At 59.6% G+C, this 12,890-nt stretch carries 13 protein-coding genes; 9 read left to right on the forward strand and 4 right to left on the reverse strand.

The window, feature by feature from the left end; genetic code table 11:
- Nucleotide 1 precedes the first annotated feature (1 nt).
- The 4 genes from moaA to AC13CY_RS11565 are packed head-to-tail and all read right to left on the reverse strand — an operon-like array spanning nucleotide 2 to nucleotide 3,715.
- On the reverse strand, nucleotides 2–994 hold the full coding sequence (gene moaA, locus AC13CY_RS11550) for a GTP 3',8-cyclase MoaA (protein WP_074211432.1): 993 nt from the start codon (nucleotides 992–994) through the stop codon (nucleotides 2–4).
- Nucleotides 991–2,244 (reverse strand): molybdopterin molybdotransferase MoeA, encoded by a 1,254-nt coding sequence (gene moeA, locus AC13CY_RS11555; protein ID WP_483052537.1) that lies wholly within the window; start codon nucleotides 2,242–2,244, stop codon nucleotides 991–993. Before moeA ends, moaA begins: the two co-directional genes overlap by 4 nt.
- Nucleotides 2,241–2,861 carry a molybdenum cofactor guanylyltransferase MobA gene (gene mobA, locus AC13CY_RS11560; RefSeq protein ID WP_483052538.1) on the reverse strand — a complete coding sequence of 207 codons (621 nt, stop codon included), beginning with the start codon at nucleotides 2,859–2,861 and terminating at the stop codon, nucleotides 2,241–2,243. Before mobA ends, moeA begins: the two co-directional genes overlap by 4 nt.
- A complete protein-coding gene (locus tag AC13CY_RS11565) occupies nucleotides 2,858–3,715 on the reverse strand; it encodes a formate dehydrogenase accessory sulfurtransferase FdhD (protein ID WP_427720554.1) in 858 nt (285 codons plus the stop codon). The genes mobA and AC13CY_RS11565 overlap by 4 nt, the downstream gene beginning before the upstream one ends.
- A 151-nt stretch (nucleotides 3,716–3,866) precedes the next feature.
- Between AC13CY_RS11565 and AC13CY_RS11570 the strand changes: the two genes are divergently transcribed.
- From AC13CY_RS11570 to AC13CY_RS11610, 9 genes are all read left to right on the forward strand, one after another.
- A complete protein-coding gene (locus AC13CY_RS11570) occupies nucleotides 3,867–4,307 on the forward strand; it encodes a DUF3305 domain-containing protein (protein WP_253028054.1) in 441 nt (146 codons plus the stop codon).
- The gene (locus AC13CY_RS11575) at nucleotides 4,304–4,918 is read left to right on the forward strand and encodes a DUF3306 domain-containing protein (RefSeq protein ID WP_253028053.1); all 615 of its coding nucleotides are present in this window, start codon (nucleotides 4,304–4,306) and stop codon (nucleotides 4,916–4,918) included. The genes AC13CY_RS11570 and AC13CY_RS11575 overlap by 4 nt, the downstream gene beginning before the upstream one ends.
- A 200-nt stretch (nucleotides 4,919–5,118) precedes the next feature.
- On the forward strand, nucleotides 5,119–6,831 hold the full coding sequence (locus AC13CY_RS11580) for a 4Fe-4S dicluster domain-containing protein (protein ID WP_058578152.1): 1,713 nt from the start codon (nucleotides 5,119–5,121) through the stop codon (nucleotides 6,829–6,831).
- Nucleotides 6,832–6,835: 4 nt separating this feature from the next.
- Nucleotides 6,836–7,489: a TorD/DmsD family molecular chaperone gene (locus AC13CY_RS11585; RefSeq protein WP_253028051.1), complete on the forward strand. Its 654-nt coding sequence runs from the start codon at nucleotides 6,836–6,838 to the stop codon at nucleotides 7,487–7,489.
- Between the two features lie 78 nt (nucleotides 7,490–7,567).
- Nucleotides 7,568–7,771, forward strand: coding sequence for a twin-arginine translocation signal domain-containing protein (locus AC13CY_RS11590; protein WP_052509959.1), 204 nt, complete (start codon nucleotides 7,568–7,570; stop codon nucleotides 7,769–7,771).
- Nucleotides 7,772–7,795: 24 nt separating this feature from the next.
- Nucleotides 7,796–10,651, forward strand: a complete 2,856-nt coding sequence (locus AC13CY_RS11595; protein ID WP_483052539.1) for a molybdopterin-dependent oxidoreductase — start codon at nucleotides 7,796–7,798, stop codon at nucleotides 10,649–10,651.
- A gap of 61 nt (nucleotides 10,652–10,712) precedes the next feature.
- Complete coding sequence (fdh3B, locus tag AC13CY_RS11600) at nucleotides 10,713–11,327, forward strand: formate dehydrogenase FDH3 subunit beta (RefSeq protein WP_054645125.1); 615 nt, start codon at nucleotides 10,713–10,715, stop codon at nucleotides 11,325–11,327.
- 11 nt (nucleotides 11,328–11,338) lie between these two features.
- Nucleotides 11,339–12,439, forward strand: a complete 1,101-nt coding sequence (locus tag AC13CY_RS11605) for a formate dehydrogenase subunit gamma (RefSeq protein ID WP_054645124.1) — start codon at nucleotides 11,339–11,341, stop codon at nucleotides 12,437–12,439.
- Nucleotides 12,440–12,542: 103 nt separating this feature from the next.
- A complete protein-coding gene (locus AC13CY_RS11610; RefSeq protein WP_062372825.1) occupies nucleotides 12,543–12,890 on the forward strand; it encodes a DUF1244 domain-containing protein in 348 nt (115 codons plus the stop codon).

Here is a 12,890-nt window from a genome sequence, read left to right on the forward strand (position 1 = left end):
GTTAACCTCCGGTCATGTTCATAAAACGCACCACCTGCACGTCGCCATCGGTGGTGAAGTGGTGGCGTTCGGGCTTGAGCGGCAGCGCATTGATAATGGCGGTTTTGAGCGCCTGCATATCGCCAGGATGGCGGCGCAATACGGCGCGCAGGTCCACTGAGTGTTCATTCCCTAGGCAGAGCAGCAGGCGACCTTCCACGGTGACCCGGACGCGGTTGCAACTATCGCAGAAGTTGTGGCTGTGGGGCGAGATAAAGCCCACCCGACTGTCGCTATCGGCCATTTTGAAGTAGCGCGACGGCCCTGGTGTGCTCTCTGTGGTGGGCATCAGCGGGTAGCGTGTTTCGATCAATGCCTGAACGTCGTCGCTGGAGTAGAAGGTCTCTGCTCGGGAGTGGTCGGACACATCGCCCAGCGGCATCTCCTCGATAAAGCTAATATCGAGGCCCTCCTGACGGGCAAAGGTCACCAAGTCGAGCACTTCGTCTTCGTTACGCCCTTTCAAGATTACCGCGTTCAGCTTGATGCGCTTGAAGCCCGCCTCTTTGGCGGCGTGGATACCGTCGATCACTTTGGCTAAGTCGCCGGTGCGCGTAAGTTGCTTAAAGCGCTCGGGGTCGAGGGAGTCCAGGCTAATGTTGAGCCGACGTAGGCCACCGTCATATAGCCGCTTGGCGTGCTTGCGCAGGCTAGCGCCGTTGGTGGTCATGGTGAAATCGTCCAGCCCCGGTAGGGCGCCAATCTCGTCCACCAGTTGCTCAATCCCTTTGCGCACTAGCGGTTCGCCGCCGGTCAGGCGGATCTTCTCGACGCCAAGCTCGGTGAAGGCGCGCGCCACCATGGCGAGCTCTTCCAGCGTGAGCACTTGCGCGCGGGGGAGAAACGTCATCTCCTCGCTCATGCAGTACACGCATCGGAAGTCGCAGCGGTCCGTCACGGAGATGCGTACATAGCGGACACGGCGGCCAAAATCGTCAATCAGTTGTTCGGTCATTGCCAGCTCGTTATGGGTTGAATGCAGACCGCCTCGCCTGGTTGAGCGTCTGCTTGGTCATCGCTAAGTTCAATTAAGCAGTTGGCCATCACCATGGAAGTCAAAATACCCGAACCCTGGGCACCTGTGCTGCGCACATGTAGCACGCCCTGCTCATTACAAGTATAAATGCCACGTAGAAAGTCGGTGCGCTTCAGGCGGCTTTTTAGCGGTGTTTGGGCAATCGCTGTGAGTCGTAAGGGCGGAAAAGGCAGCTGCCCCTGCAGTCGTTGCAAAAGCGGCACCACAAACTGGCTGAAAGTAACCATCACCGCCACCGGATTACCGGGTAAGCCCACAAACGGCGTGCGGGAGTCACTCAGTTGGCCGCAGGCCATCGGGCGGCCAGGGCGTAGCGCCACCCGCCAAAAGGCCAGCCGTCCAAGTTTTTCCAGCGCGTCGCGGGTGTAGTCCGCGTGGCCCAAGGACACGCCGCCGCTGGTAATCACAAGGTCACACTGCGCCGCTGCTTCCGCAAGCGCTTGCTCAATGGCGCGCGGGTCGTCGGGCAGAATACCTAAATCCACCACCTCGGCGCCTTGCTCGCTAAGCATGCCGATTAAGGTAAAGCGGTTGGTGTCGTAGATCCCGGCGCTGGGGAGCGGCTCTCCCGGTGGCGTGACTTCGTTGCCGGTAGAAAAAATCGCGACCTTAGGGCGCTGGTATACGTCGACCTCGGCATAGCCTAACGAGGCCACCAGCCCCATGCTGGCAGCATCCAGCCGTGTGCCCGCCGTCAATGCAACGGCCCCTTTGGCAATATCTTCTCCGGCTTGGCGTACGTGCTGCCCAAAACTGACCCGCTCTGGCGCATCGATGGTGACGCTGTCGTCGCCCTCAATGAGCTGCTCACGCATAACCACCGTATCGGTGCCGCTGGGCAGCGGCGCGCCGGTGGTGATGCGTACGCACTGGCCAGAGGGCACCTCACCCTCAAACGCTTGCCCGGCGAAGGCATCACCTACGATCTGAATATGTGTGGTGTAGGGTGGCTCTTTGGGCCAGGACAAGGCAACGCCATCCATCGCCGCATTGGTATTCTGTGGCACGCTAATAGGCGCAGTGATATCAGTCGCCAGCCTGCGTCCGTAGGCGCTGCCTATTGCCACCTGTTCTACCGCTACCGATTTCTCAACCAGCGTCATCAGCGCATCGCGGGCGGCATCGACGCTGAGCATCTGCTCGCCTAGCTCAAAACACGACAGGCTCATGGCGTCTCCTGGGAAGGCGTTGTCAGTGCCAGCTCCAAGCGGGATTTCTCCTCTTCAGTATTGAGGTTGGCGAACGCTTCAGGGCAGTCGGACATATCCACTCGGCACCAGGCGTGGCGAGCGTACCAGCGGTCGATTTTGCGTTCGCCTTCGGCCAGGGTGGCGGCCAGGTCGTCGGCCAGCGACGTACGCAGCAGCGCGACGACGGGGTGCAGGCGCTCGCCATCAAACGCCACGGCGATATCGTGCTCGACACCCTCCTGGGTAATACCTGCGACCATGCGCGCCACCAAATCGTGGGGCAGTGCAGGGGAGTCGCAGGGTGCGACCAGCAGCCACGGAGTTTGAGCCGCACGCAGGCCGCTGTAAATACCCATCAGCGGGCCTTTAAAGCCGCCTTCGGCATCTTCAATCACACGGTCGGCAAACAGCGCATACGCATCGCTATTACGGTTGGCGTTAATCACCAGCTCATGTACCTGGCCTTCGAAACGCTTGACGGTGTGTGCCACCAGCGGCAGTCCGGCAAATGGCTCTAGGCCCTTATCACGGCCACCCATGCGACGGCCTTCTCCGCCCGCGAGGATCATGCCAGTCAGTTCGTGCTTGGTGATCATATGCCTGCCTCCTTGGACGAGCGCGCGCTCGGCGGCTTGGGGGGAATCGCGTCCAGCGTCAAGCGGCCAGCGGCGTTAATGGCTTGGAAGCCTTTCCCCTTCGCACGGGCAAGCAGCATCACGCCGAAACGTTCGGCCAGCTCTACGCCTTTTTGTGTCACGCCTGAACGCGATACCAGTACGCTAATGCCCATTTGCGCGACTTTTAGCACCATTTCCGATGTTAGCCGGCCCGTGGTGTAGAAAATATCGGCGCTACGGCTATCAGCTTGGTTAAGCCACTGGCGACCCGCCAGTGTGTCCACGGCGTTGTGGCGGCCCACGTCTTCGACGAAATCCAACACCTGAGCTTGGTGGCACAGCGCGCAGCCGTGTACCGCGCCCGCGCTGCGGTAGGTGTCATTATAGGTGTTCAAATTGGTCAACAGTTGATAGAGCGTCGATTGGGCCAGCGGTGTCTCAGGCAGCGTTGTGAGAGAAGTTTGCTCCAACAGTTTACCAAACACCGTGCCCTGGCCGCAGCCCGTTGTGACGGTGCGCGTGCTAAGGCGCGCTTCCAAATCATCAGGCAGGTGGCGGGTAACGATCACCGCAGCCTCTACTTCCCAATCGACTTGAACGGCGGTTAAGTCCTCGACGCTTCTTAATAGCCCCTGGTTGCGCAGGTAGCCTACCACTAGTGCCTCGGGGTCATCGCCCAGCGTCATCAGGGTGACAATTTCACGCTTGTTAAGATACACCGTGAGTGCACGCTCGGCGGCAATGGCCTGGGGGCGGGTGTCGCCGTAGGCATCCATGACATCAATGGTGGTCGTGGCCGGTAAGCGGGCTCGGCTTAACTGAAGGGCGGGCATCCGCAATCCTCACTGATACCAAAACGCTGTGTGGCTGACGCAAACACGGCGCACAAGATCATAATAGTTGAGTAAAATAGTCTGAGTTGACGATGATGGCGCTCAAAAGGCTTACTTGTCTACCCGTTCAAGGTCTAAGGTGGTGAAACCCATGAGTGATAGTTTACGCGCATTAAGCGTTACCTTAGTCGCCGAGCCCAAGCAGGTGCGCAGTTTCACGCTGACCCAGTGGCGCATTGCCGAGCTGGTGCCGGGGGACCAAGGGGAGTGCGTACTCAACCTGCAGCTCTATATGACCGAGCGAGCCGCCTATCGATTTAACCTCACCGCGCCGACGCCGCGCCTGTTCGTGCGTGCCGGGTTCACCGGGCAAACCCCGAAGCCCGATGCGATCACCGCCAGCCAGGATGTGGCCGCAGGCTGGCTGGATGGCGAGCAGCAAGTATTAGAAGCTGCGATGCCGATGGCGATTCAGGTGTGGATAGAGCACTATCTCGCGCGCCACGGTGAAGCGCCGGTGGAAACCCGCAAGAAAAAACGCAAAGGGGCCGGGCGTGGCAAAGAGATCCCGACCAAGGAGCAGCCACAGTGAGCCGTTTGGAGCGCTGGTCGCGTAAAAAGCGCGGCATTGAACATGAGAGTGATGACAGTCAGCCGGTGGAGCCGATAGAGCCTCAGTTGGAAGTGGAGACGCACGCGCCTGAGTCTGAGGGCATAGATGCCTCCTCCTCAGCGGTAGGCGAGCAAGAGGCCGCAGCTCCGCCCCTGCCGGGCAGCCTGGACCACACGTTGCCCGACCCAGACACCTTGCCTGCAGGCAGCGACTTCAGCGCCTTTATGGTGCCTGGCGTCAGTGCTGCGCTGCGCCGCCGTGCCCTGCGTAGGCTCTGGGCCACCGGTAACTACAATGTGCGCGATGGTTTGGATGATTACGACGCCGACTTCACTCAACAGTTAAAGCCCATGGCCAGCGAGCTAGCGGGCAAGCTGCGGCGTTGGGCCAATAAGGCGGAAGAGACCTTAGAGAAGCTGGAAGATTCGGCACAAAAAGACGCTGAACACAGCGAAAAAGTGGCGGCTGAGAGCCCGCCTGAGCAGGTGAGCGCTTGCACAAGTGATGACAGTTTTGTACAAAGTGCCTCGCCAGACGACCAGTCTGATTATCCTGATCACGCTCCAGGAGAGCGAAAAAAAGAAAGTTAGCTTTTTGAATCAGTGGGTTATGGTAAGTATGGTGGGCTTTCGTTGACAGCGGTACGACCAAAGGAAGTGGCAAAAAAGCTGTTTTCGCCATACGCTGATACAAGAAGCTATGTCGTTATAACGCCGAAAGTCATCCGTGGTGAGATGACAAAATCTAATCTCTAATTATAACAAAAACGACCTCTTGACCGTGAGAATGCATGAACCAACGAATCCAACTGGCGTCGATTGACGACCAGCGCAACGTCGCCGCTCGTGAAGCGGTGCGTCGGCGTATCTCATGGCCGGTGAATTTAACGCCTGCCAACGTGACCTACCACAGCCGCGGTCATGTGCTGCTGCTCGGTAGTGCGCCGTCAGTGACTCAAGCGGCACGAGTGCTTCAGGGGCGAGGATTAGCGTCCCTCACGATGCTGACCACAGATGAGGCCGTTGATCTTCCCGTCGCCAGCGAGCCGCTGATCGCTCAAGTGCTGAGTGCGCATCAACAGTCACAGCTTAACATCGCGGGTCATTTGGGTGGTTTTCGTGCCACTCTGAGCCAAGACGATGGCGACTCTCTCAATCTTGCCCAAGCGCTGATTGAGCGGGACGTGTTTGACGTAGTGCTGGACCTTTCGGAGGGAGCACTTAACGTCGCTTCTTGGGAACTGCCCCCGCCGGGCTACCTGCGCCTCGCGTGGGAGCGCCAGGAAGCTGAGCGTGCCGACGTGTTAGAGAGCGTGACGGAGCTGGTCGGTGAGTTCGATAAACCGCGCTATTTCCAGGTCAATACCGATCTTTGTGCCCACTCTTCCAGTGGTAACGTCGGTTGCACTCGCTGCCTCGACGTCTGCCCGGCGGATGCAATTTCTAGCATCCAAGGCCGCATTGAGTCGCGCATTGAGATTGATCCTTTCCTTTGCCAAGGCGTAGGCAGTTGCACCAGTGCGTGCCCTACGGGTGCCATCGAGTTTCGCCTGCCGGAAACCCGCCGTCAGCAGGATACGTTAGCCACTTGGCTCACTGCTTATCGGGACGCCGGTGGCGAGGTGCCGGTGCTGCGCTTTATTACCCATGACTCGCTGGAAGCTGAGCGTGCTGCAGGCATTACCACGCCGGGCCACATCATTGATGCCCCCTTGGAAGAGCTGGGCGCGGCGGGTCACGACCAGTGGCTGACGGCGCTCGCCAGCGGCGCTTCTGAAGTGCGCATTCAGCTTCACGACGGCATGCCGCCCCGGCTCAGCGCATTTTTAGAGCATCAAATCGCTCAGGCCCATAGTCTGCTGGCCGCGCTAGGCCACGACGCCGCGCGTATTAAGCTACTGTCGGTAGATGCCGAGGGCGAGCGAGATGCGCTGCCCAGCCTAACACCGCTCACCGAGTCGCCATTGAGCTTTAATGAGCCTAATAAGCGTGCTCGCCTGAACGTTGTGCTGGCGCGGTTGGCTGAACTGGGGGCTCCCAGCGGTGAGCGCCACGCCATGCCTCAAGGGGCGGCTTACGGCGGCATTAATGTCGATAGCGCGGCCTGTACGCTGTGCCACGCCTGTGTCAGCAATTGCCCAACGCCTGCGCTTAAGTCCGGCGGTAATACCCCCGCGCTTAGCTTCCTGGAAGCCGATTGTGTACAGTGCGGGCTCTGCGAACAGGCCTGCCCTGAAGACGCCATCACGCTGGAGCCAGGCTTCCTCGCGGCACCTGCGCGCGAAACGCGGCATATTTGCCACGAAGAGGCGGCTTTCGAATGTATTAGCTGCGGTAAGCCGTTTGCCACCGCCAGCACCGTTGCCACCATTAAAGCCAAGCTGGCCAACCACCCTTACTTTGCCGGTGATGCCATGACGCGCTTAGAAATGTGTGAAGACTGTCGGGTGAAAGACGTGTGGAAAACCATGGCTCGTGACCCTGAAGCGCAACTAAAGGTGTAAAGCAATGAGCGATGCAATGCCGACGCTAAGTGAAACCGATGCGCTGCGAATGGATATCTACCAGCTGTTTGCCAGTCTGCTGCGCCAAGCGCCGGACAGCGAGCTACTGGCGTGGCTAGAAAGTCTCGATATTGAGCAAGATGGTAGCCGCATTGCCGAATACTGGGCCGCGCTGTCAAAAGCGGCAAGCCAAAGCGATGTGGACAGCCTGAAGCGTGCGCATTTCCGCCACTTAGTAGGCGTCATTCAAGGCGACGTTGTGCCCTATGCATCCTGGTACCGCAACGGCGAGCTGATGGAAGCCGCGCTGGTCGCGCTGCGCCAAGATCTCCGAGTGCTAGGCTTTGAGCGCAGCGAGCATACCCGGGACCCAGAGGATCACTTGGCGGCGATGTGCGAAGTGATGGCCATGCTCATCGCCGCGCAAAGTAGTGAACAGTTCACCTTTTTCCAACAGCACCTTGCCCCCTGGGCTAGCCGCTGTTGGGATGACCTTGCAAAAGTAGACACCGCTTTCTATTCAGCACTGGGGCAGTTGGGTAGTGCTTTTATGGAGAGCGAACAGGCACGTTTGAGCGATCAAGCGGCCTATCAACCGGTGCGCATAGTGGAGCCTGCTTCCTATGATGCCGGTGCAGCGCGCAAAGCCACACCGTGACGTGACCGTGCGCAGCGGTAAGCGAACAACAGGGCCTACGGGCCACGCATAAAAAAGGGCATGAAAGAGGAGAACCCCATGCACCAGTCACATAACCCTGAGCGCCGCCGGTTTATGAAAACCGTTGGTTTAGGCACCGCCGCTGCGGGCGCAGCCGTTGCGGTAGGCCACGTCACGCTGGCACAGGCAGATGATAAAAGTCCGGTTGAGCGCGACAAGCAGGCGGTGAACTACCGCGAGACCGACCATATTCGTGCTTATTACGCCTCGCTGCGTGACTGACGGCGAACTGCCAGGAGATTTGCCATGCGTCTAACTCGCAAAACGAACACCCCCGCTACCACTGGGTTGGGTATTTCCCGTCGTCAGTTCCTAAAGCGCACGGGTGTAGCCACCGGAGGGGTGGCTGCGGCAGGCTTTATGGGCGCGCCGATGATGCAGCGCACTGAAGCGGCTGATAAAACGCCGGTACTCGACTCCCCGGTAGAAACGAAGCGCACCATCTGCTCCCACTGCTCGGTAGGCTGCGGTGTGTATGCCGAGGTTCAAGAGGGCATCTGGACCAAGCAAGAGCCCGCCTTCGACCACCCGATCAACCGTGGCGCTCACTGTGCCAAAGGTGCGTCGCTCCGCCAGCACGGCCACTCCACGCGCCGCCTGAAGTACCCGATGAAACTGGTCGCCGGTGAATGGCAGCGCCTGAGCTGGGACGACGCCGTCAATGAGATCGGCGACAAGCTGCTGGAACTGCGCGACGCCCACGGCCCCGACAGCGTTTACTGGCTGGGGTCGGCCAAGTTCAGTAACGAGCAGGCGTACCTGATGCGCAAGCTCGCCTCCATGTGGGGCACCAACAACACCGACCACCAGGCGCGTATTTGCCACTCCACCACGGTAGCGGGTGTGGCCAATACCTGGGGCTACGGGGCGATGACCAACTCGCTCAACGATATGCACAACAGCCGCTCCATGCTGTTCATCGGCTCCAACCCCAGTGAAGCCCACCCGGTGGCGATGCAGCACTTCCTGATTGCCAAAGAGCGCAACAACTGCGACATCATCGTTGCCGATCCGCGCTTCACGCGTACGGCCGCCAAGGCCAACAAGTACGTGCGCATCCGCCCTGGCTCCGATGTGGCCTACATCTGGGGCCTGTTGTGGCACATTTTCGAAAACGGCTGGGAAGACCGCGAATACATCAACCAGCGCGTCTACGGCATGGATGAAGTGCGTGCCGAAGTCGCCCAGTTCCCGCCCAGCGTCGTGGAAGACATCACCGGCGTCTCGGAAGCCGACATGTTCGAGGTGGCCAAGCGGCTTTCCGACAACCGTCCGGGCTGTGTGGTCTGGTGTATGGGCGGTACTCAGCACACCACCGGCAACAACAACACCCGCGCCTACTGCATCCTGGAGCTGGCACTGGGCAATATCGGCAAGTCTGGCGGCGGTGCCAACATCCTGCGTGGTCACGACAACGTACAGGGTGCCACCGATTTGGGCCTGGGGTCTGATTCACTGCCGGGCTACTACGGCTTAGCAGAAGGCGCTTGGCAGCACTGGGCCAATGTGTGGGACGTAGACTACGAGTGGCTGAAAGGCCGCTTCGACGACACCGAGTACGCCGACGGCAAGCCCATGTACTCCAGCGGTATTACCGTCTCCCGTTGGGTAGATGGCGTGCTGGAAGAGGACGAAAACATCTCCCAGCGCACCGCGCTGAAAGCGATGTTCTACTGGGGCCACGCGGTCAACTCGCAAACCCGCGGCGTTGAAATGCAAAAGGCGATGCAGAAACTGGAGATGATGGTCATCGTCGACCCTTATCCCACTGTCGCGTCCGTCATGCACGACCGCACCGACGGCGTTTACCTGCTGCCCGCTGCCACGCAGTTTGAAACCACCGGTAGTGTGACTGCCACCAACCGCTCGATTCAGTGGCGTGACCAAGTCATCGAACCGCTGTTCGAGTCCAAGCCCGACCATGAAATCATGTACCTGTTTGCCCGCAAGCTGGGCTTCGGTAATGAGCTGGTCAAGAACTATGAAATGAACGGCGACGAGCCGCTGATCGAAGATATTCTGCGTGAAATTAACAGAGGTATGTGGACCGTCGGTTACACCGGCCAAAGCCCAGAGCGCTTGAAAGAGCACCAGCAAAACTGGCACACCTTCAGTTTTGAGAACCTGCGTGCCCAGGGCGGCCCTGCCGATGGCGACTACTACGGTTTGCCGTGGCCTTGCTGGGGCACCCCGGAATTCCGTCACCCGGGCTCCCCGAACCTCTACGATACCAGCGTGCCCGTGATGGAGGGCGGCATGGGCTTCCGCGCCCGCTTTGGCATCGAGCGTAACGGCGTCAACCTGCTGGCCGAAGGCTCGGCCCCGGTAGGCGGCGACATCGACGACGGTTATCCGGAGTTCAACGACCAGTTGCTGAAAGACCTGGGCTGGTGGGATGACCTGACGGCCGAAGAGAAAGAGGCTGCTGAAGGTAAAAACTGGAAAACCGACTTCTCCGGCGGTATCCAGCGCGTTGCTATCGAACACGGCTGTGCGCCTTATGGTAATGCCAAGGCCCGTGCCGTGGTGTGGACGTTCCCGGACGCGGTGCCGAAGCACCGCGAGCCGCTCTACACCACTCGTCGTGACCTGGTCGAGCGCTACCCCACGTGGGACGACTTTGACTCCATCATGCGTCTGCCCACGCTCTATCGAACCATCCAGGAGCGCGACAACAGCGCGGACTACCCGATCATTCTGACCTCAGGTCGTTTGGTCGAGTACGAAGGTGGCGGCGAAGAAACCCGCTCCATGTCGTGGCTGGCGGAGCTGCAACAGGAAATGTTCGTCGAGATGAACCCTGCCGACGCCAACGATATCGGCGTACGTGACGGTGACGATGTCTGGGTCGAAGGCGCCGAGGGCGGCCGCGTCAAGGTGAAAGCCCTGGTCACCCCCAGGGTGGATCGCAAGGTGGCCTTCATGCCGTTCCACTTTGGCGGCATCTTCCAGGGCGAGAACCTGCATGATCGCTACCCGGAAGGCACGGCGCCCTATGTTCAGGGTGAGGCAGCCAACACGGCGACCACTTACGGCTACGACCCGGTGACACTGATGCAAGAGACCAAGTGCACCATCTGCCGTATCGAACGCGCCAGCTAATAAGACCTGACCTGACAGCATGCCGGTGCGGGCACGCCCGCACCGGCAAGAGGAGAACACCATGGCTCAAATGAAATTTATGTGTGACGCCGAGCGCTGCATCGAGTGCAACGGCTGCGTCACCGCCTGTAAAAATGCCAACGACGTCGAGTGGGGCATCCAGCGCCGCCGCGTGGTCACGCTGAACGACGGCGAAGCGGATGAAATGTCCATTTCCGTTGCCTGTATGCACTGTGATGATGCCCCTTGTATGGCGGTTTGCCCTACCGACTGCTTCTACAAAACCGACGATGGCATCGTGCTGCACGACAAGGACCTGTGCATCGGCTGTGGTTACTGCCTATACGCCTGCCCCTTCGGCGCGCCGCAGTTCCCCCAGCAGAACGCCTTTGGCGAGCGCGGCAAGATGGACAAGTGCACCTTCTGTGCCGGTGGCCCTGCGGAAACCAAAGAAGAGGAGTACCAGAAGTACGGCTCCAACCGCATCGCGGAAGGCAAACTGCCGCTGTGTGCTGAAATGTGCTCTACCAAAGCGCTACTGGCCGGTGATGCGCAGGATGTGGCCGATATCTTCCGCCAGCGCGTGGTACACCGTGGCCATAAAGATGGTGCGTGGTCGAACAATCCTCGGGCTAGCACTGACAACCTTGCCTATGATGCTGCCCGCAAAGGGTAAGGAGGCGTGTCATGACAACGTTGACCATGACAAAGGTGCCCTCACGGGCACCTAGCGGCACCGCTAGCTGGCTACAGCGTGGCTGGCGTCTATGCCTAATGCTGGTGCTGTTGGTTGCGAGTTTGGGGGTCACCCACATGGCCGTGGCGCAAGCCGACCCGGATCGCGAAATGACCACCGCCGCCCCCGGCATCACGGCGGATCAGTGGCGCCAAGTACGCAGTGGCGAGACGGGACCGAACTACCGTGACTCCCGGCACGAGAGTAACTACAACCTGATCAACGCCAGCGGCGAAACGTGGCGGATACTGCGCAATCGCTGGGTATCGCCGTTTGGCTTGATCGCCATCGGCGGCATGGCCGCGATGATTGCGCTGTTTTACTTCATCGTTGGCCGTAAATACCTGGAAGAGCCGCGCACGGGCCGCAAGCTCTTGCGCTGGTCGCTGCTAATGCGCGCGCTGCACTGGACCGTGGCGACGCTGTTCATCACGCTGGCGCTGACCGGGCTGAACCTGCTGCTGGGCAAGTTCGTGTTCCGTACGCTGTTCGGCGATGCCGTCTGGGGCTGGATGGTCGCGGCGTCCAAGGTGTTACACAACTACTTGGGGCCGATTTTTGGCGTGCTGCTGGTCATCATGCTGATTAGCCTGATCAAAGAGAACATTCCCAAGAAGCACGACTGGGTATGGTTCAAAAAGGGCGGCGGTATGATTGGCAAAGGCCATGTAGATGCTGGTTTTGCCAACGGTGGCGAAAAAGCCTGGTACTGGCTGCTAGCGTCGGTAGGCATTTTGGTGGTGGCGAGTGGCTTCGTGCTCGACTTCCCCAACTTTGACCAGGGCCGCGACACCATGCAGTGGGCCAACATCATCCACGCCGTGGGCGCGCTGGGCTTGACCGCCGTCTCGCTGGGCCATATCTACATCGGCACATTAGGTACGGAAGGCGCGCTGGAAGGCATGACCACCGGCTACGTGGATGAAACCTGGGCTAAAGAACACCACAACCTGTGGTATGAAGCGGTTAAAGATCAGACCGTTAGTGAAGAGGAACTGGCCGCACGTAAAGCGGGCGGCAGCGGTGAGCCTTCAGCAGCCAAGCCAAGCTGAGTCACGCCGTCGAGATAAGTGGACGTGAACGCCCTTCGACACCGCCTTCGGGCGGTGTCTTTTGTTATGCTGCACTCCAATGACTTTTGAAAGAGGAATCACCATGGCGACATTTGACGAACTGGATGCCACCACCCGCACTGAGCTGGAAGCCGCCGCCTTTCGGCGCTTGCTTAAGCATCTGGACGACAATAAAGATGTGCAGAACATCGACCTGATGATTCTGGCGGATTTCTGCCGTAACTGCCTCTCCAAGTGGCTGGTGACCGCCGCCGATGAGCGCGGCACCGAGCTTGAGCTGGACGCCGCCCGCGAGTACGTCTACGGCATGCCCTACAGCGAGTGGAAAGCCAATCACCAGGGTGAGGCAACGCCGGAACAGCTGGCTGCTCTTGAAGCGCGCCAAGCCAAGAAAAAGGCCAACGCCTCCCCCAACGAGCACAAGGAGTAG

The sequence above is a fragment of the Vreelandella sp. L-15 genome, from assembly GCF_056857635.1.